Consider the following 20170-nt stretch of genomic DNA (forward strand, 5'->3'; position numbering starts at 1 on the left):
CGCGCCGGGACGACGAGATATTTAACGCGCGAAATTCGTCACTCCACCGCCGCGTACACCAGGCCCCGCAGCAGCGAGCGGATATATTCGCGCTGGCCGGGGCCCTGCATCATGAACACCGCGAACATCTCTTCCGCCGGATCGATCCAGAAGAAGGTGCCGGCCATCCCGCTCCAGAAGAACTGACCGACCGAGCCCGCGAACGGCGCCATGCCCGGCTGGGTGCGGACCGCGAAGCCGAGCCCAAAACCGTGACCGGCCGGCATCAGGCGAGACGCGACCTTGACCTTGGGGCCGAGATGATCGGACGCCATCAGCTCCAGCGTCTTGCGGCCGATGATGCGGTTGCCGTCCAGCGTGCCGCCGTTGAGCAGCATCTGGCAGAACCGGGCATAATCCATCGTGGTCGAGACCAGGCCGCCGCCGCCGGATTCCATGACCGGCTGTTCCAGCATGTTGAAGAGCTGCACCTTCTCGCCGCTCCAGGGATCGATCGGGAACGCCTCGGCGAGGCGACCGGCATTCTCTTCGCCGGTGTGAAACGCGGTCTCGGCCATCTGCAGCGGCGCCAGGATTTTCTCGGCGAGGTACGCGCTCAGGCTTTTGCCGGAGACGACTTCGATGATGCGGCCGAGAATGTCGGTGGAGCGGCTGTAGTTCCACTCCGAGCCGGGCTGGCAGATCAGGGGCAGGCTGCCGACCAGGCTTGCATGTTCGGCGTTGCTGATCTTGCGGCTGCGCAGCCGCGATTCCTTATAGAGCTGCTGCACCAGGCTGTTGCCGGTATGGTCGTAGGTGATGCCTGAGGTGTGCCGCAACAGATCCTGGATCGTGATCGGCCGTGCCAAGGGCACCAGATCGAGCTTGCCATTGTTCTCGACGCCGACCTTCTGATCGGCGAACTCCGGAATGAATTTCGCGATCGGATCGCCGAGGACGAAATGGCCTTCCTCCAGCAGCATCATAATGCCGACCGAGACGATCGGTTTGGTCATCGAGAAGATGCGGAAGATCGAATTGTGCGCCATTGGTGTGGAAGCCGCCGGGCTTTGCCGGCCGAGCGCCTCGAACCAGCCGACCTGGCCGCGGCGCGCCACCATTACGGTCACGCCTGGAACGGTTCCCTTGTCGATCTCGCGCTTGAACGCGTCCGACATCCGTTGCAGCGCCGCGGGCGAGAGCCCGAGTGATTCCGGCTTGGCTTGCGGAAGCGGCGGGGTCTGCGGGGCGGGGGCGTGTTTTGCGACGGTTTGCGCGGTCATGGTGTTTCCTTTGCTCTTGTTGCCGGGCTTGGCGGAAGTCTGGCGCAGAACGGCCGCCTTGAACAGGCCGGTTAATCCCTTCGCCCTTGCAATCGGGGCATTCCTTATGCTTGAAACGGCGCGGATCGGCGGCGACGCGGGTTCGGCTCTAGGAGTGTAGCTCAATTGGTAGAGCACCGGTCTCCAAAACCGGGGGTCGCAGGTTCGAGCCCTGCCACTCCTGCCAGCTAAATCAACGACTTAGCGATAGAACCTGCCCAACACGATGAGAACGTGGACCCAATTTGGACCCAAGCGGGATTCACGGCTGAAGGAAGCCGGCCGCTGACCGCGGACACGGAGATCTGTCGGTTCCGCTTCGCATCGTTCTTGAGTAGGACGCCTGGATCATCGCCGGTCAGCTCGGCGACGAGCTCGCGACCTCGGGGTTTGTAACTTCCCTATTTCACATGCTGATCGGATTCAGACCTAATCGGACCCGTGTCATTTTCCATAGTCATGCCTTGCGCGATAAACGCAACAGCGGCGTTCGACTGCAACATCATGAATTCGGGTTTCTTTCTGCCGATCGAAGTGATCCAAAAATAATAAAACGTGATCTGCTGCGATCCCACAATCTGAAACGTCAGAACGATCTGTGCATCTGCCACATTGTTCGCGCTATAGTTCGCTGTCGGAACGGAAAACCTACAGGTGCCGTCCGAATTATTGTGAGGGCAGGTGTAGTGCCATTCGTAGACGGCCGCTCCCGGTGGGAACGGATTCGGTTGAGGTATCGGGCGCGCGATTTGAGTCTCGGCGACGAGGGGCCCGTTGACTATCAGCCCACCAAGCAAGCACAACGCGGAAAACAAACGAGTCAGTGGCATCAGGTCACCGCATATAAGTCGTGTTTGCTTCAGCGGCCGAGATGTGCGGGATGTGGATCACGGTGTGTTCGGAAGGCGGCCTCGCTGCACCTTGCCAGATATTCTCGCTAGGCCGAACATAAACCCCGACGGTCTCCAAAACCGGGGGTCGCAGGTTCGAGTCCTGCCACTCCTGCCAGCTTTTTCAATGTGTTAGCTGGCCTTTGATAATCTTAACTTTAGGCTCTTGTCCCAATTGCCCCAAGCGCCCCGGACCGTTCGGGGTCAGATAACGCCGCCGGCATCGATGGCTTTTTTGGCGAGCTCGACGGCCTTCTCGGCCGTCAGCGCATCGGCTGAGGTTGTGTATTCGTCGCGCACGGAGGGCGGGACGGCCACCCGGATTTTCTTGCCGTCCAATTTGCGGACGGTCGCGCGCCATTTATCCGTGTCGCGCTGGAAGGCGTCGATGACATAGGCCTTATAGGTCACGCCGCTCACGGGAGGTTGCCTCACGGCGCGGGCATCCAGGCCGTTCGCGATCTCATGAACGATCTCAATGATCTCGCGAACGATACGGCCGCGCGCGCCCTCGGTTGCGTCCGTGAGCAGATACCTCGCCGCCGCGCTGATCTCCGCCTTGGCTTCATCGGCGCCCGGGTAGCGGGTGTCATATTCGGGGGCAGTGGGGCCCGTTTTGTCGGCGAAGAATTTGCGGATTGGTTCCATCGGAGCCTTATACCGGGTGCCGCTAAACGGCAGGTGAACTTGATCGTATAAACCCGGGGGTATTCGGCAAACCGGGATGCGCAGGATTCGCGCCCTGCTTCGCGCCGATGCCGCCTGAGACGCCCAAGGTCGGTTCCCGCGACCTTGACCTTTGGCCCTACCCGCAGTACATAGCCGCCACCTGCTGCCGGCCCGTTTTGACGGATATCCGGCGCGGCTTTTAAAACCCCCGAACAATCGAGCCCGCTTGCCGGCTCATCCTTCGAGAGAGGGCTGGGCGCTAAAGGACTGTTCGGAATCCGTAAACCGTAAATCGTCAGACACTTCGGATCACATCAAGGCGGATCACATCAAGGATGGCTTTCAGCCCGTTCAAATTCCTGCAGGAAGTGCGCTCGGAGACCGCCAAGGTCACCTGGCCGACCCGCCGCGAGACGACGATTACCACCATCATGGTGTTTGTGATGGTGGCGCTGGCTTCGATCTTCTTCTTCGCCTCGGATCAGATCATCCGTTTCCTCGTCACCTTCATACTCGGCATCCACTGATGACAAGCGCCGGAACGCAAACGATGGACAAGCGCTGGTATATCGTCCACGCCTATTCGAACTTCGAAAAGAAGGTGGCGGAATCGATCCGCGAGCAGTCGAAGCAGCGCGGGCTCGATGAACTGTTCGAGCAGGTGCTGGTGCCGACCGAAAAGGTCACCGAAGTCCGCCGCGGCCGCAAGGTCGACGCCGAGCGCAAGTTTTTCCCGGGCTATGTCCTGGTCAAGATGAAGCTGACCGACGAGGCGTTTCATCTTATCAAGAATACCCCGAAGGTGACGGGCTTCCTCGGCGCGGAAAACAAGCCGATGCCGATCTCCGAAGCGGAAGCCATGCGGATCCTGCATCAGGTGCAGGAAGGCGTGGAGCGCCCGAAGGCGTCGGTGTCGTTCGAGATCGGCGAGAATGTGCGCGTGGCCGACGGCCCGTTCGCCTCGTTCTCGGGCGTGGTCGAGGAAATCGACGAGGCGCGCTCGCGCGTGAAGGTCGCGGTCTCGATCTTCGGCCGCGCCACGCCGGTCGAACTGGAATTCGGTCAGGTCGAGAAGGTCTGATCGTTCTTTTTGCCTCTCCCCGCTTGCGGGGAGAGGTCGGATCAACGCGCAGCGATGATCCGGGTGAGGGGGCCCTCCGCGCGTTCAGTGCGTGGGACTGCCCCTCACCCCGCCCTCTCCCCGCAAGAGCGGGGCGAGGGTGAAGAGAACAGCCGTGGAAGGGGACTGACGGTCGCCAGCCGTCATGCGAACCGCACCACGGTCCTGTGAAGTTTCCGGAATGGTCCGGAAACAGCATGAGGAGTGATAAATGGCAAAGAAAGTGACCGGATACCTGAAATTGCAGGTGCCGGCGGGTGCTGCGAATCCGTCGCCCCCGATCGGCCCCGCGCTTGGTCAGCGCGGCCTCAACATCATGGAATTCTGCAAGGCGTTCAACGCGCAGACGCAGAAGGAAGAGAAGAATACCCCGATTCCCGTGGTGATCACGATCTACGCCGATCGTTCCTTCACCTTCGAGATGAAGACGCCCCCGATGTCGTTCTTCCTCAAGCAGGCCGCCAAAATCCAGTCCGGGTCGAAAGCCCCGGGCCGCGACAAGGCGGGTGCGGTGACACGCGCGCAGGTGCGCGAGATCGCCGAGAAGAAGATGAAGGATCTCAATTGCGATACCATCGAAGCGGCCATGAAGATGGTCGAGGGCTCCGCCCGGTCGATGGGTCTTGAAGTTGCGGGGTAACGGGTCATGGCAATCGGAAAACGTTTGAAGAAGGCCCGCGAGGGCGTCGACCGCGAAAAGCTCTATCCGCTCGCGGATGCCATCAAGATGGTCAAAGAGCGCGCCAAGTCGAAGTTCGACGAGACCGTCGAGATCGCGATCAATCTCGGGGTCGATCCGCGTCACGCCGACCAGATGGTGCGTGGCGTCGTCACCTTGCCGAACGGTACCGGCCGCACCTTGCGGGTCGGCGTGTTCGCGCGCGGCGCCAAGGCCGAGGAAGCCAAGGCCGCGGGGGCTGACGTCGTCGGCGCCGAGGACCTCGTGGAAAAAGTGCAGGGCGGCAACATCGACTTCGACCGCTGCATCGCGACCCCCGACATGATGCCGCTGGTCGGCCGGTTGGGTAAGGTGCTCGGACCGCGCGGCATGATGCCGAACCCGAAGATCGGCACCGTGACCATGGACGTCGCCAACGCCGTGAAGGGCGCCAAGGGCGGTTCGGTCGAATTCCGCGTCGAGAAGGCGGGCATCGTCCAGGCCGGTATCGGCAAGGCGTCATTCTCGGAAGAAAAGCTGGTGCAGAACGTCAAGGCGCTCGCGGACGCGGTTGCAAAAGCAAAACCGGCCGGCGCCAAGGGCACCTACATCCAGCGCGTCGCGGTCTCCTCCACCATGGGGCCGGGCGTCAAGGTTGAGCCGGGAAGCCTGCTCGGTTAATTGCGCTAACGAGAATCAGGAGCCGGGCATCCCGCGTGGGGTGCCCGGCTTTTTTTGACGCATTCGATGAACGGCTTGAGCTGATGGATGCGGCAGTCAGACACGGCGCCGCGCGCGCTAGAGCATGATCCGGAAAAGTGGGTACCGGTTTTCCGAAAAGATCATGCTCAAACAAAAAGATAGAGCGGAATAACGATTCGAAGAAAAGTCATCACGCTCTAGCTGTTTTTCTGCTTGGTGGAGGCGATGCCGGGCACGATCGCGCGGGGTAGAATCGGCGGGGTCGGGGAATCGTCGAGCACCGTTGCCACAGTGCGGCTTACGCCGACGATCAGCGTCGCCAGATAATGGTCGGCCTGTTCGCGGATATCGCAGAACCCGCCTCGGGTCGTGTCCGACAGCGCGAGTTCGTCGTTGCCGTTGAAGGTATCGCGAACCGCCTTGCGGGTATATGCGCCGACATTCGCGAAAATATACTGGCTCAGCGCATCCGGGAAATACATCTGGCCGGTGAGCATGTCCCTGTCGTCGATGAATATCTTGAAGTGAATATGCACGGTGCGACCTCGGTACCAGCCCGGATAGACAGTGCGGAAGGAGGCTTCGCCGCGCGCGTCCGCGATCTGTGTGCCGCGCATGAAACTGGCGCCTGAGGTATCGACGTTCTGCTTGTCGCCTTGACCGGGATAGCCCGAGTAGTAGCCATCCGCCCGCGTGTGCCAGACGTCGATACGGACGCCGGAGACCGGCGTGCAATTTGCCGCATCGAGCACGATGAAGCGCAACCGCAGGGGCACGCCGGGATGTCCCTCGGTTATGTCCGCGCGCTGCAGCTTCGGATTGAAGTAGAACGGACCCGGCACCGCCGCCGGCGTGAGCACGCACGCCGGCGTCAGCGCAACGGCCGGGGCCGCCGGAGCTTGCGCGAACGCGCGGGGCGCGGATGAGATGATTGCTGGCGCGGACGCGAGCGTGGCGAGGGTCGCGCGGCGGCTGAGGAGCGATTTTCCGGGCGAAGGCATGGCTGAGCTTCCGGAAGCGCATGAGCACTTGCCGACACATGATACACGGACCGAGCACATTGAAGTAAAGTCACAAATGCTCGCGTGGCCAATGAGCCGACGCGAAAGTCAGGACGTCTCGCCAGCACTTCCCCCAGGAATTCACAAAATGCCCCAAAAAGTCCTGATCTTTTCGCGATTCCCCAAGGCACTGATGCTGCGGATCGGCGAACGTTTTGACCTCCTGGACGCCGCCGGCAAGCCGCCGAACGAGGTTTTCAGCACGGACGAGCTCTCCGGCATCCGCGCGATGATCACGGCCGGCGGCACGCCACTCGGCGGTGGCATGATGGACATGATGCCGAAGCTCGGTGCGATCGTCTGCTACGGCACAGGTTACGATGGCGTCGATCTCGCGGCAGCCGCCGGGCGTAAGATCGTGGTCGGACACAGTCCGGGCGCGAACGCTGCATCGGTCGCCGACATCGCGGTGACGCTGATGCTGGCGGTGACGCGGCGGCTATTGCCGGCGGACAATTATGTCCGGAGCGGCAACTGGTCGGATGCAAAACCGTCGCCCTTGATGCGGCCGCAGCCCGGCAATCCCGGCCGCAAGGTCGGCATCTACGGCATGGGCGAGATCGGCCGCAAGATCGCGGCCCGCGTCGCGGCATTCGAGTGCGAGGTGGCCTATTTCAGCCGCAGCCGGCACGACGTGCCCTACCAATATCTGCCAAGCCTGGAAGCGCTGGCGGAATGGTGCAGCGTCCTGATGATCGCAGTCCGCGCCGGCGCCGACACCCATCACGCGGTCAATGCAAACATCCTGCAAAAGCTCGGCAAGGACGGCTATGTCGTCAACATCGCGCGCGGCTCGGCGATCGATCAGCAGGCGTTGGTCGCAGCGCTCGCGGATGAGACCATCGCCGGCGCCGGCCTCGACGTCTACGAGAAGGAGCCGCATGCGCCGGACGTGCTGACGGCGTTTCCGAACGTGGTGCTGACCCCCCATGTCGGCGGCCACACGCTCGATGCGCACACCGCGATGCAGAACTGCGTGATCGCCAATCTCGAGGCATATTTTGCGGGCAGGCCGCTGCCCTATGCGGTTCGGAACCTCTGAAACGAGTGACTTCGGGCCAAGTCTGGTAGGATTACCAGTCGGTTCGATTGCCGCGAATTTCCCCTTGGCAAGCCGGAAAAGACTCGTTAAACAATTCCTACCGGACGTGCTGGCCGTTGCTGGCACGTCCGTGCTCGCATTCCGAAAGCCCGATACGATAGGAGATCATTCCTTTCAGGACATCCGCAAGGGATTGCTGGAAAGGAAGGAAAACCGGTCGTTTTGGTGGAATCGGGCCGGGGTCGTTCGGCTTTGGGCCGGGTGGCCTCGATCCTGTCCAAGACTGCAGGCGCCCGCGGCAAAACCAAACGTTTCGCCAATGGCTTAATCGCATGGCCTGCATAGACGGGTGAAGACCGGATTTCGCTTTCGTCGCTTCCCGCGACGCCCAAGCGGATTTGGTTCGAACCTCGACACCCCGTGTTTCCGTAAAGGGCGCGGGAGGGCAGGCTTTTCAATGTCGTCTTGCCCGGCGTGTCCTAAGAGACTGGTGTCTTGAGGTCAGGTTCAGGCGGGACGATGGGTGCAACCCGGCGGTCCTGCCTTTTGGGCAAAGGCCGCCAACCGGAGAGAGCTTGCTGTGGAAAGAGCGGCAAAAAAAGACGCGGTCGATGAGCTGAACGGTCTGTTCAAGACCACCAGCGTCGCGATCGTGGCTCATTATTCCGGCCTCACCGTGGCCCAGATGCAGAAGCTGCGTATGCAGATGAAGCAGGCGGGCGCCTCGGTGAAGGTCTCGAAGAACCGTCTCGCCAAAATTGCTCTTGAAGGCACGGACGTCGTTGCCATCGGTCCCCTGTTGAAGGGGCCGACCGTGATCGCGACTTCAAACGATCCGGTAGCGGCGCCGAAGGTTGCCGTCGAATTCGCCAAGACGAACGAGCAGTTCGTCATTCTCGGCGGATCGATGGGCAAAACCGTCCTGAATGTCGATGGCGTGAAGGCGCTTGCCTCGCTGCCTTCGCTCGATGAGTTGCGTGGCAAGATCGTCGGCCTCCTGGTGGCGCCGGCAACCAAGATCGCCCAGCTCACGACCGCGCCCGCAGCCAAGCTCGCGCGCGTTGTTCAGGCCTATGCCTCAAAGAGCGAAGCGGCGTGAGGCCCTTCGCAACATTCAAACCTGGTTCGAACCGATACGCTTAAGGAAACAGATCAATGGCTGACTTACAGAAGATTGTAGACGACCTCTCGAGCCTGACCGTGCTCGAAGCCGCCGAGCTCGCAAAGCTCCTTGAAGAAAAGTGGGGCGTGTCGGCTGCGGCTGCCGTCGCGGTTGCCGGCCCCGCCGGTGGTGGGGCTGCTGCGGCTCCCGCCGAAGAAAAGACCGAGTTCACGGTCGTGCTCGCCGCCGCCGGCGAGAAGAAGATCGAAGTCATCAAGGAAGTCCGCGCCATCACCGGCCTCGGCCTCAAGGAAGCCAAGGACCTCGTCGAAGGTGCGCCGAAGCCTGTCAAGGAAGGCGTCAACAAGGACGAAGCCGAGAAGGTCAAGGCCCAGCTCGAAAAGGCTGGCGCCAAGGTTGAGCTGAAGTAACGCAAGTTGCTTCAGCGAAATCCCGGGCGTGCGAAGCGCGACCCGGGATCCATCGCCCCCGGGGCAAGCAAGGCGTGTGCCGAGCGCGACCCGGGGATCGCCCCACCAAAGGCGTGGATGGCCGGGTCAAGCCCGGCCATGACGAAAATGGAGGGCGCGTACACAGAAATGTGTGGGGATTCGAAGGCTTTGCCCCTCGAATCTCCACGATTGCCGGCCCATATAGGGTCGGCAGCACGAAAGCACGGTTAGGCGGCGGGAACGGCAGCGTTTCTACGCAAGCCGTTGGGAGATAAGCAATTTCGGGCTTTTTCAGTCCGTGAAGCAAATGGTTATGACGGGCGGGTGCGGTCATGCGCCCCGCGCGTCGTTTTGCGTTCTGAAGGTCCGGCGCGCGGATTCGGGATTTAAGTCCTGAGTTTAGGGTTCCAGGTCTAGGAACGAATCGAAATTCAACCCGGGGGCGATGCCAATCGCGCTCCGGAGGGTTCGCCCAGTGAGGGGCGACGAAATGAGAGGCCACGATGGCGCAGCAGACATTCACCGGTCGCAAACGCGTTCGCAAGTTCTTCGGACATATCAAGGAAGTCGCAGAGATGCCGAACCTGATCGAGGTTCAGAAGGCGTCCTATGACCAGTTCTTGATGGTCGACGAACCGCCGGGCGGCCGGCTGGACGAGGGCCTGCAGGCGGTGTTCCGCTCGGTGTTCCCGATTTCGGATTTCTCCGGCACCTCGATGCTGGAATTCGTCCGCTACGAGTTCGAGCCGCCGAAATATGACGTCGACGAGTGCCGCCAGCGCGGCATGACCTATGCTGCGCCGCTGAAGGTGACGCTGCGCCTGATCGTGTTCGATATCGACGAGGAAACCGGCGCCAAATCGGTCAAGGACATCAAGGAGCAGGACGTCTACATGGGCGATATCCCGCTCATGACGATGAACGGCACCTTCGTCGTCAACGGCACCGAGCGCGTCATCGTCTCGCAGATGCACCGTTCGCCCGGCGTGTTCTTCGACCACGACAAGGGCAAGACCCACTCCTCGGGCAAACTCCTGTTTGCCGCGCGCGTGATTCCCTATCGCGGTTCCTGGCTCGATATCGAATTCGACGCCAAGGACATCGTGTTCGCGCGCATCGACCGCCGCCGCAAGATCCCGGTGACGTCGCTGATGTTCGCGCTCGGCCTCGACGGCGAGCAGATTCTCTCGACCTTCTACAAGAAGATCAGCTTCAAGAGGACCAAGGATGGCTGGCGCGTGCCGTTCGACGCCGCCCGTTTCCGCGGTTACTCCACCATCAACGATTTGATCGATGCCGACACCGGCAAGGTCGTGCTGGAAGCCGGCAAGAAGCTCACCGTGCGCGCCGCGCGCCAGCTCCAGGAAAAGGGGCTGAAGGCGCTGCGCCTGTCGGATGAGGAACTGGTCGGCAACTATCTGGCCGAGGACCTCGTCAATCCGAAGACCGGCGAAATCTATGCCGAAGCCGGCGAGGAAATTACCGAGAAGTCGCTGAAGGCGCTCAACGAGCACGGCTACAAGGAATTGCCGCTGCTCGACATCGACCATGTCAATGTCGGCGCCTATATCCGCAACACGCTGCACGCCGACAAGAACATGACGCGGGAAGACGCGCTGTTCGACATCTATCGCGTGATGCGTCCCGGCGAGCCGCCGACCATCGATTCCGCGCAGACCATGTTCCAGTCGCTGTTTTTCGACAGTGAGCGCTACGACCTGTCCGCGGTCGGCCGCGTCAAGATGAACATGCGCCTCGAGCTCGATGCGCCCGACACCCATCGCACGCTGCGCAAGGAAGACATCCTCGCCGTCATCAAGACCCTGGTCGATCTGCGCGACGGCAAGGGCGAGATCGACGACATCGACCATCTCGGCAACCGCCGCGTGCGTTCGGTCGGCGAATTGATGGAGAACCAGTACCGCATCGGCCTGTTGCGCATGGAGCGCGCGATCAAGGAGCGGATGTCCAGTGTCGATATCGACACCGTGATGCCGCAGGACCTGATCAACGCCAAGCCGGCGGCCGCCGCGGTGCGCGAGTTCTTCGGCTCCTCGCAGCTCTCGCAGTTCATGGACCAGACCAACCCGCTGTCGGAGATCACCCACAAGCGCCGGCTCTCGGCGCTTGGCCCGGGCGGTCTGACCCGCGAGCGCGCCGGCTTCGAGGTGCGCGACGTGCATCCGACGCATTACGGCCGGATCTGCCCGATCGAGACGCCCGAAGGCCCGAATATCGGCCTGATCAACTCGCTCGCCACCTTTGCGCGCGTGAACAAGTATGGCTTCGTCGAAACGCCCTATCGCAAGGTCAAGGACGGCCGCGTCACCGACGAGGTGGTCTATCTTTCGGCGATGGAAGAGGGCCGCTATCACGTTGCGCAAGCCAACGTCGCGCTGGATAACCGTGGCCGCTTCACCGACGACCTCGTGGTCTGCCGCCATGCCGGCGACGTCTTGATGATCACGCCGGACAAGGTCGACTATATGGACGTGTCGCCGAAGCAGCTGGTTTCGGTCGCAGCTGCCCTGATCCCGTTCCTCGAGAACGACGACGCCAACCGCGCGCTGATGGGCTCGAACATGCAGCGTCAGGCGGTGCCGTTGGTGCGTGCCGAGGCGCCGTTTGTCGGCACCGGCATGGAAGGCGTGGTCGCCCGCGACTCCGGCGCTGCGATCGCGGCACGCCGCACCGGCGTGATCGACCAGATCGACGCCACCCGTATCGTGATCCGCGCCACCGAGGATCTCGATCCGACCAAGTCGGGCGTCGATATCTACCGGCTGATGAAGTACCAGCGCTCCAACCAGTCGACCTGCATCAACCAGCGTCCGCTGGTGAAGGTCGGCGACGTCGTCAAGAAGGGCGACATCATTGCCGACGGTCCCTCGACCGATCTCGGCGAGCTCGCGCTCGGCCGCAACGTGCTGGTCGCGTTCATGCCGTGGAACGGCTACAACTTCGAAGACTCGATCCTGCTCTCGGAGCGGATCGTGAAGGACGACGTCTTCACCTCGATCCACATCGAGGAATTCGAGGTGATGGCCCGCGACACCAAGCTTGGTCCCGAGGAGATCACCCGCGACATTCCGAACGTTTCGGAAGAAGCGCTGAAGAACCTCGACGAAGCCGGCATCGTCTATATCGGCGCGGAAGTGCGCGCCGGCGACATCCTGGTCGGCAAGATCACGCCGAAGGGCGAGAGCCCGATGACGCCGGAAGAGAAGCTGTTGCGCGCGATCTTCGGCGAAAAGGCCTCCGACGTCCGCGACACCTCGCTGCGGGTGCCGCCGGGCGTGCAGGGCACGATCGTCGAAGTACGCGTCTTCAACCGCCACGGCGTCGACAAGGACGAGCGTGCGCTGGCGATCGAGCGGGAAGAGATCGAGCGTCTGGCAAAGGACCGCGACGACGAGCAGGCGATTTTGGACCGCAACGTCTATAGCCGCCTCGCCGAGCTCCTGGAAAACCGCCAGGGCATCGCCGGTCCGAAGGGATTCAAGAAGGACACCAAGATCACCCGCGCGGTGCTCGATGAGCATCCGCGGTCGCAATGGTGGATGTTTGCGTCCCCCAACGACAAGCTGATGGCCGAAATCGAGGCGATGCGGAAGCAGTACGACGAGTCGAAGCGGGGCCTTGAACAGCGCTTCCTCGACAAGGTCGAGAAACTGCAGCGTGGCGACGAATTGCCGCCCGGCGTGATGAAGATGGTGAAAGTCTTCGTCGCGGTGAAGCGCAAGATCCAGCCCGGCGACAAGATGGCCGGCCGTCACGGCAACAAGGGCGTGGTGTCCAAGATCGTTCCGATCGAGGACATGCCGTTCCTCGAGGACGGCACGCATGCGGACATCGTGCTCAATCCGCTCGGCGTGCCGAGCCGGATGAACGTCGGTCAGATTCTCGAGACCCATCTCGGCTGGGCCTGCGCCGGCCTCGGCAAGCGCATCGGCCAGACGGTCGATGCCTATCTTGCCACCGCCAAGCAGGACACCAGGCCGCTGAAGGAGACCTTGAAGAAGATCTACGGCGACGACGAGACCATCAAATCGCTGAGCGACAGCGAGCTGATGGAGCTTGGCCGCAATCTGAGCCACGGCGTGCCGATCGCAACGCCGGTGTTCGACGGCGCAAAGGAAGCCGACATCGAGGAGATGCTAAAGCTTGCCGGTCTCGACGCCTCCGGACAATCGACCGTCTATGACGGCCGGACCGGCGACGCCTTCGACCGCAAGGTGACGGTGGGCTACATCTATATGCTCAAGCTGCATCACCTCGTCGACGACAAGATCCATGCGCGTTCGATCGGACCGTACTCGCTCGTCACCCAGCAGCCGCTGGGCGGCAAGGCGCAGTTCGGCGGGCAACGATTCGGCGAAATGGAAGTGTGGGCGCTGGAAGCTTACGGCGCGGCCTACACGCTCCAGGAAATGCTGACCGTGAAGTCGGACGACGTCGCCGGCCGTACCAAGGTGTACGAGGCGATCGTGCGCGGCGACGACACGTTCGAGGCCGGTATCCCGGAATCGTTCAACGTGCTGGTCAAGGAAATGCGTTCGCTCGGTCTCAACGTCGACCTGCACAACTCCAAGCTGGGTGGTGCGACGACGTCGGAGGCGGCGGAGTAACGATAAACGTCATGCCCGGCGCTTTCGCGCCGGGCACGCGCGCCTTGCTCGGACGTTGAGCGGGGTGCGTTGCTGATAGAGAGTTTCGAATTTGCTGCCGGTGACGATCGGCACGCGAGGAGAAGACGATGAATCAAGAAATTATGAATCTTTTCAATCCGACGACGCCGGCTCAGGTCTTCGACCAGATCCGGATCTCGATTGCATCCCCGGAGAAGATTCTGTCGTGGTCGTATGGCGAAATCAAGAAGCCGGAGACCATCAATTACCGCACCTTCAAGCCGGAGCGTGACGGCCTGTTCTGCGCGCGCATCTTCGGGCCGATCAAGGACTATGAGTGCCTGTGCGGCAAGTACAAGCGCATGAAGTACAAGGGCATCATCTGCGAGAAGTGCTCGGTCGAAGTGACGCTGTCGCGGGTTCGGCGCGAGCGCATGGGCCATATCGAACTGGCTGCTCCCGTCGCGCATATCTGGTTTTTGAAGTCGCTGCCGTCGCGCATCGGTCTTCTGCTGGATATGACGCTGAAGGATCTCGAGCGGATTCTTTACTTCGAATATTACGTCGTGCTTGAGCCGGGCCTGACCGCGCTCAAGGACCGTCAGCTGTTGTCGGAAGACGAGTACCTGAAGGCGCAGGACGAATACGGCCAGGACTCTTTCACCGCCATGATCGGCGCCGAAGCGATCCGCGAGCTGTTGAAGGGACTTGAGCTCGAAAAGCTCGAGACGTCCCTGCGCGCCGAGATGCAGGAGACCGAATCCGACATCAAGCACAAGAAGCTCGCCAAACGGCTGAAGATCGTCGAGGCGTTTCGCTATTCCGGCAACAAGCCGGAGTGGATGATCCTCACCGTGGTGCCGGTGATCCCGCCGGACCTGCGCCCGCTGGTGCCGCTCGACGGCGGCCGGTTTGCGACGTCCGACCTCAACGATCTCTACCGCCGCGTCATCAACCGCAACAACCGCTTGAAGCGGCTGATGGAGCTGCGCGCCCCCGACATCATCATCCGCAACGAAAAGCGCATGCTGCAGGAGGCGGTCGACGCTCTGTTCGACAACGGCCGCCGCGGCCGCGTCATCACCGGCGCCAACAAGCGACCGCTGAAGTCGCTCGCCGATATGCTCAAGGGCAAGCAGGGCCGCTTCCGCCAGAACCTGCTCGGCAAGCGCGTCGACTATTCGGGGCGTTCGGTGATCGTGGTCGGTCCGGAACTCAGGCTGCATCAGTGCGGCCTGCCGAAGAAGATGGCGCTCGAATTGTTCAAGCCGTTCATCTATTCGCGGCTCGACGCCAAGGGTCTGTCCACCACGGTGAAGCAGGCGAAGAAGCTTGTCGAAAAAGAGCGTCCCGAGGTCTGGGATATTCTGGACGAGGTGATCCGCGAGCATCCGGTGCTGCTCAACCGCGCCCCGACGCTGCATCGCCTGGGCATCCAGGCGTTCGAGCCGGTGCTGATCGAGGGCAAGGCGATCCAGCTGCATCCCTTGGTGTGCGCGGCGTTCAACGCCGACTTCGACGGCGACCAGATGGCCGTGCACGTTCCGCTGTCGCTGGAAGCCCAGCTCGAAGCGCGCGTCCTGATGATGTCGACCAACAACATCCTGCATCCGGCCAATGGTCAGCCGATCATCGTGCCGTCGCAGGATATCGTGCTCGGCCTGTATTATCTGTCGGTGCTGCGTGAGGGACTGCCGGGCGAAGGCAAGCTCTACGGCGAAATGGCCGAGATCGAGCATGCCTTGCACTCCAAGGTCATCCACCTCCACACCAAGATCAAATATCGCTGGCAGGGCGTCGACGAGAACGGCAAGCCGATCAGCCGCTGGTACGAAACCACGGCCGGCCGCGCCATGCTCGGCCAGGTGCTGCCGAAATCGCCGAAGGTGCCGTTCGACATCATCAACAAGCTGATGACGAAGAAGGAAATCTCCGGCGTCATCGACCAGGTCTATCGCCACTGCGGCCAGAAGGAGACGGTGATCTTCTGCGACCGCATCATGGCGCTCGGCTTCTACAACGCGTTCAAGGCCGGCATTTCCTTCGGCAAGGACGACATGGTGGTGCCGGCGTCGAAGTGGAAGATCGTCGAGGATACCCGCGCGCTCGCCAAGGAATTCGAGCAGCAGTACAATGACGGCCTGATCACCCACGGCGAGAAGTACAACAAGGTCGTGGACGCGTGGTCGAAGTGCACCAAGAAGATCTCCGAAGACATGATGACGGAAATCTCCGCCGTTAAGAAGAATCCGAAAGGCGGCGAGGCCCAGATCAACTCGATCTTCATGATGTCGAACTCCGGCGCCCGCGGTTCGCAGGACCAGATGCGCCAGCTCGCCGGCATGCGCGGCCTGATGGCCAAGCCCTCGGGCGAGATCATCGAGACGCCGATCATTTCCAACTTCAAGGAAGGCCTGTCGGTGCTCGAATACTTCAACTCGACCCACGGCGCCCGCAAGGGCCTCGCGGATACCGCGTTGAAGACGGCTAACTCCGGCTACCTGACGCGTCGTCTGGTCGACGTGGCGCAGGACTGCATCATCACGGCCGATGATTGCGGCACCAAGCTCGGCATCAAGATGCGCGCCATCATCGATGCCGGCACGGTGGTAGCGTCCCTGGCGTCGCGCATTCTCGGCCGCACCGCGGGCGAGGATTTGCGCGATCCCGCCACCAACAAGGTCGTGGTCAAGCGCGGCACGCTGATGGAAGAGACCCATGTCGACGCCATCCAGCAGGCCGGCATCCAGGAAGTGAAGATCCGCTCGGCTTTGACCTGCGAGCTCGTCAACGGCATCTGCGGCAAGTGCTACGGGCGCGATCTCGCCCGCGGCACGCCGGTCAACCACGGCGAAGCGGTCGGCGTCATCGCGGCGCAGTCGATCGGCGAGCCCGGCACCCAGCTGACGATGCGGACCTTCCACATCGGCGGCGCGGCGCAGATCAACGAGCAGTCGTTCATCGAGTCGAACTTCGACGGCAAGGTGACGATCAAGAACAAGGCGATCGCCAAGAACAGCGAAGGCCATCTGATTGCCATGGTGCGTAACATGGTGGTCGCGGTGACCGATGCCGACGGCACCGAGCGTGCGACCCACCGCATTCAGTACGGCGCGCGGATGCGCGTCGACGAAGGCGATATGGTCAAGCGCGGCCAGCGCATCGCCGAGTGGGATCCCTACACGCGGCCGGTTCTGACCGAAGTCGAGGGCACCATCGGCTTCGAGGATCTGGTCGAGGGTCAGTCGATCTCGGAGACGCTCGACGAATCCACCGGTATCGCCAAGCGCGTCGTCATCGACTGGCGCACCTCGCGGGGCGGCGGAGATCTGCGTCCGGCCATCGTCATCAAGGGCAAGGACGGCAAGATCCTCAAGCTCGCGCGTGGCGGCGAGGCCCGCTACATGCTGTCGGTCGACGCGATCTTGTCGGTCGACGTCGGCGCCAAGGTCAAGACCGGCGACATCCTCGCGCGTATCTCGACCGAAAGCGCCAAGACCCGCGACATCACCGGCGGTCTGCCGCGGGTTGCCGAACTGTTCGAGGCCCGCAAGCCAAAGGACGCGGCGATCATCGCGGAAATCGCGGGCACCATCCGGTTCGGCCGTGACTACAAGAACAAGCGCCGCATCTCGATCGAGCCGATGGACAAGACCGAGGAGCCGCGCGAGTACCTGATTCCGAAGGGCAAGCACATCCACCTGCAGGACGGCGACATCGTCGAAAAGGGCGATTTCATCGTCGAAGGCAATCCGGCGCCGCACGACATTCTGGCGATCAAGGGCATCGAGGAACTCGCGGCCTATCTGGTCAACGAAATCCAGGAGGTCTACCGGTTGCAGGGCGTCTTGATCAACGACAAGCACATCGAAGTGATTGTCCGTCAGATGCTGCAGAAGGTGGAGATCACCGACCAGGGCGAGACCGACATGATCTCGGGCGAACAGGTCGACAAGATCGAGTTCGACCAGATCAACGCCAAGGCCAAGGAAGAGGGCAAGAAGCCCGCTACCGGAACGCCGGTGCTGCTCGGCATCACCAAGGCGAGCCTGCAGACGCGCTCGTTCTTCTCGGCGGCCTCGTTCCAGGAGACCACCCGCGTGCTCACCGAAGCCGCCGTCAACGGCAAGGTCGACCCGCTGGAAGGCCTCAAGGAGAACGTCATTGTCGGCCGGCTGATCCCGGCCGGCACCGGCGCCTCGATGGCCAAGATCCGCGAAGTCGCGGTCAAGCGCGACAAGCTGATCCTGGACGAGCGCGAGAAGCAGGCGACCATCGTGCCGGCGGCTCCCGAAGTCGAACCGCTGGCGCTGCCGCCGGCGGAATAGTCCGCACCCGGGCGATTACCAAAACGGAAAAGCCGGCGTTAGCCGGCTTTTCTTTTGGCGATCATATTTGTCGAACCCAAGCCGTTTCTAGGGATGGGCCAGGGACCTGAGCAGAGTGATAACTTTGCGGGCCCGCTCGGTGTCGAACTGTCCAAATCCCATGTGAACGGCTTCTGCCCACTTCAGATATTCCATGAGCTCGCTGTCGGTCGCACCACCACGAAGCATGGCCGCGACCTTGCCGACATAGGCATCGTATTCATCCGCGGGACAACCCCCTATTGGGTCCCAGTCCTTATTGAGGATGTCCCTGATGCGGCCTCTCCATATCCGGAAGGCAAGTTTATCGATGGGTGGCATTTTTTGTAGCTTGCGGGTTGGCGATCTTCGTTGGCTTAGCTTCGAACCGTTGTGCTTTGGTCCGCGCAAGGCGACGGGCGACTACCTACGTAATCCGGTCAAGATGATTTCAAAATATTACATTGCCTTGCTTTTGCGCAGGTCGATAGCTGGGCGATGATGCTTGTCCGGGGGTCTGCGGATTTGCGGCGTCGCGCCTGAAACATTCTCGTTTTGGCTTCACGCCTTCTCAACAGTTCGTGTTCCGCATGCGAGCGCATGCGATGATGGGCATAATCCCGCGCAATTCTTCCGTTTGCGCCGCTTCGCGCATTGTGCGTCGCGGAACTTTGTCTTGACCGTATACTGTAAGAATTTGTACTATAATCTTTACAGCGTAAAGATAGTGCGGGCGGGTGAAAGTTTTGAAAGGCAAGTGCGTTCGTGCCGAATATCGCGCCAGTTGGGAGCAAAGCTTGCGATGTCGCGGTGTCGAACGCGCGCCATGGAATTTAGGGCATCGCGTGGTGTTGAATGGGACTGCGATCGAAGAGCGTCAAGCGGGATTTCGCAGGCTTGCGCGCTCATTCGTCCGCCTGGAACGTCGATAAACAGCCATGCGCAAGCCCCACTTCTCGAGCCTGTCCGCTTATCTGATAAAGTTAGCTGATAGGATAATATTTTGAATATCCACTGCATGGGGTTCAAGGTCGAGCTTCAGGAATGGGTCTTTTGGCCCGAGCGGGAAGACCTGTCGATCGAGTTCATGAGGCTCCTCGCCGCCGCTCAGGAAGGCGGCACGACGCTCGCCGAGTGCTGGGCCACGGCCGGCCGGATCGATTTTGCCGACGACAATTCCTGGTACCGGGAATGGCAGAAGATCGCCGATACCAATCGCGAACGCGGCGATGCCGCGCTCGGCAACGGCAATCGGCTGACGGCAACGAGTAACTGGCTGCGCGCGGTGAACTACTATCAGGCGGCAGCGTTCCCCTACGATCGAACCGACAGGCATCACGAGATCGCAACCGAGCGCATGCGCGAATGCGCCGGCAAGTATCTCAGGCACCGAAAGCCTGGCGGCGAGGTCGTGCTGATCCCGTGGCCGGGCGGCTATCCGCTGGAGGGCTACTTTCTGCCGGCCTCGGCGGGCGCGGATCCTGCGCCGGCCGTCATTTGCATCGGCGAGCCCGGGCAACGAAAGGAAGAATACCTCAGCAAGGTCGCGCGTTATGCCGGGGATCGCGGCATGTCGGTGCTTGCGGTGGACCTTTTGGGGGCAGGGGCGGGCGCCCGGTTCGAGGAGATCGTCGGCCGCTCCGATCTGGAGGCAACCGTTGGACTGATCATGGACTATCTCGTCGAACGAGACGATGTCGACACCCATCGGGTAGCCATTGTCGCCGACGGCTGGGGCTCCTCTTTCGTGGCGCGGGGAATAGCGTTTGACGATCGGTTTGCGGCGGCGGTCTGTGACGGCGGCATCTGGGACCTGCATGAACGGGCCTTCCTTCGGGATCGCCTCGCGCCGGTGGATGCGCAGATCGCCGCAAGGCCGATCGTCAGCAGGGTGGCGCGAAACATCAAGTGCCCCGTCCTGATTTCGGCAGGCGAGCGCGGCTGGCTCAAGGCGGAGCGCGTCAGGGAATTGTACGACGGGCTGAAGGCGGACGGCCGGGACGTGACGCTCAAGATCTTCACCAGCGAGGAAACCGCCTCCGCCCAAGGCCATGCCGACAACACGACGCTCGCCAATGAATTCATTTTTGACTGGATCGCGGAGCGTCTCGGCATCGAGACGGGTTAGCTAGCGCTTTATATGCGGTTCCAACTCGATCCTCACCGTCGTCCCTGCGGAAAGCAGGGACCCATAACCAC

15 protein-coding genes and 1 tRNA gene are annotated in these 20170 nt (G+C 61.7%); 11 read left to right on the top strand and 5 right to left on the bottom strand.

All coding sequences use genetic code 11. From position 1 onward, the window contains the following. Positions 1-38: 38 nt before the first annotated feature. Positions 39-1262, bottom strand: a complete 1224-nt coding sequence (locus tag B5526_RS32870; RefSeq protein WP_154071570.1) for a serine hydrolase domain-containing protein — start codon at positions 1260-1262, stop codon at positions 39-41. A gap of 150 nt (positions 1263-1412) precedes the next feature. Here B5526_RS32870 and B5526_RS32875 point away from each other — a divergent pair. Continuing rightward, positions 1413-1488, top strand: a tRNA-Trp gene (locus tag B5526_RS32875). A gap of 214 nt (positions 1489-1702) precedes the next feature. Here the strand turns inward: B5526_RS32875 and B5526_RS38165 are convergent. Then, the gene (locus B5526_RS38165) at positions 1703-2131 is read right to left on the bottom strand and encodes a hypothetical protein (protein ID WP_154071571.1); all 429 of its coding nucleotides are present in this window, start codon (positions 2129-2131) and stop codon (positions 1703-1705) included. Between the two features lie 264 nt (positions 2132-2395). Continuing rightward, positions 2396-2839 (bottom strand): hypothetical protein, encoded by a 444-nt coding sequence (locus B5526_RS32885; protein WP_244562119.1) that lies wholly within the window; start codon positions 2837-2839, stop codon positions 2396-2398. A gap of 356 nt (positions 2840-3195) precedes the next feature. Here B5526_RS32885 and secE point away from each other — a divergent pair, with 356 nt between their 5' ends. The 4 genes from secE (at position 3196) to rplA (ending at position 5319) form a co-directional block, all read left to right on the top strand. Further along, positions 3196-3387 carry a preprotein translocase subunit SecE gene (gene secE / locus B5526_RS32890; RefSeq protein ID WP_079543854.1) on the top strand — a complete coding sequence of 64 codons (192 nt, stop codon included), beginning with the start codon at positions 3196-3198 and terminating at the stop codon, positions 3385-3387. Between the two features lie 23 nt (positions 3388-3410). Next, positions 3411-3941 (top strand): transcription termination/antitermination protein NusG, encoded by a 531-nt coding sequence (nusG, locus tag B5526_RS32895; protein WP_079545755.1) that lies wholly within the window; start codon positions 3411-3413, stop codon positions 3939-3941. A gap of 250 nt (positions 3942-4191) precedes the next feature. After that, positions 4192-4620 (top strand): 50S ribosomal protein L11, encoded by a 429-nt coding sequence (gene rplK, locus B5526_RS32900; protein WP_079543855.1) that lies wholly within the window; start codon positions 4192-4194, stop codon positions 4618-4620. A 6-nt stretch (positions 4621-4626) separates the two neighbouring features. Next, the gene (rplA, locus tag B5526_RS32905) at positions 4627-5319 is read left to right on the top strand and encodes a 50S ribosomal protein L1 (protein WP_079543856.1); all 693 of its coding nucleotides are present in this window, start codon (positions 4627-4629) and stop codon (positions 5317-5319) included. 218 nt (positions 5320-5537) lie between these two features. Here the strand turns inward: rplA and B5526_RS32910 are convergent, their stop codons facing one another. Further along, entirely contained in the window at positions 5538-6341 is an 804-nt protein-coding gene (locus B5526_RS32910) for a hypothetical protein (protein ID WP_079543857.1), read from the bottom strand. Between the two features lie 148 nt (positions 6342-6489). On the opposite strand from B5526_RS32910, the gene B5526_RS32915 reads away from it, so the two are divergent. The 5 genes from B5526_RS32915 (at position 6490) to rpoC (ending at position 17953) form a co-directional block, all read left to right on the top strand. Continuing rightward, the gene (locus B5526_RS32915) at positions 6490-7443 is read left to right on the top strand and encodes a 2-hydroxyacid dehydrogenase (protein ID WP_079543858.1); all 954 of its coding nucleotides are present in this window, start codon (positions 6490-6492) and stop codon (positions 7441-7443) included. Positions 7444-8023: 580 nt separating this feature from the next. Further along, a complete protein-coding gene (gene rplJ, locus B5526_RS32920) occupies positions 8024-8542 on the top strand; it encodes a 50S ribosomal protein L10 (RefSeq protein ID WP_079543859.1) in 519 nt (172 codons plus the stop codon). Positions 8543-8598: 56 nt separating this feature from the next. Further along, positions 8599-8976: a 50S ribosomal protein L7/L12 gene (gene rplL, locus B5526_RS32925; protein ID WP_079543860.1), complete on the top strand. Its 378-nt coding sequence runs from the start codon at positions 8599-8601 to the stop codon at positions 8974-8976. A gap of 524 nt (positions 8977-9500) precedes the next feature. Then, positions 9501-13625: a DNA-directed RNA polymerase subunit beta gene (rpoB, locus tag B5526_RS32930; protein WP_079543861.1), complete on the top strand. Its 4125-nt coding sequence runs from the start codon at positions 9501-9503 to the stop codon at positions 13623-13625. Positions 13626-13753: 128 nt separating this feature from the next. Then, a complete protein-coding gene (gene rpoC, locus B5526_RS32935) occupies positions 13754-17953 on the top strand; it encodes a DNA-directed RNA polymerase subunit beta' (protein ID WP_079543862.1) in 4200 nt (1399 codons plus the stop codon). Between the two features lie 87 nt (positions 17954-18040). Here the strand turns inward: rpoC and B5526_RS32940 are convergent, their stop codons facing one another. After that, positions 18041-18313: a hypothetical protein gene (locus tag B5526_RS32940; protein ID WP_079543863.1), complete on the bottom strand. Its 273-nt coding sequence runs from the start codon at positions 18311-18313 to the stop codon at positions 18041-18043. Between the two features lie 661 nt (positions 18314-18974). Here B5526_RS32940 and B5526_RS32945 point away from each other — a divergent pair. Further along, positions 18975-20099: an alpha/beta hydrolase family protein gene (locus B5526_RS32945; protein ID WP_244562120.1), complete on the top strand. Its 1125-nt coding sequence runs from the start codon at positions 18975-18977 to the stop codon at positions 20097-20099. Positions 20100-20170 lie beyond the last annotated feature (71 nt).

Origin of the sequence: Bradyrhizobium lablabi (assembly GCF_900141755.1) — a bacterium.
GTDB lineage: Bacteria > Pseudomonadota > Alphaproteobacteria > Rhizobiales > Xanthobacteraceae > Bradyrhizobium > Bradyrhizobium lablabi_A.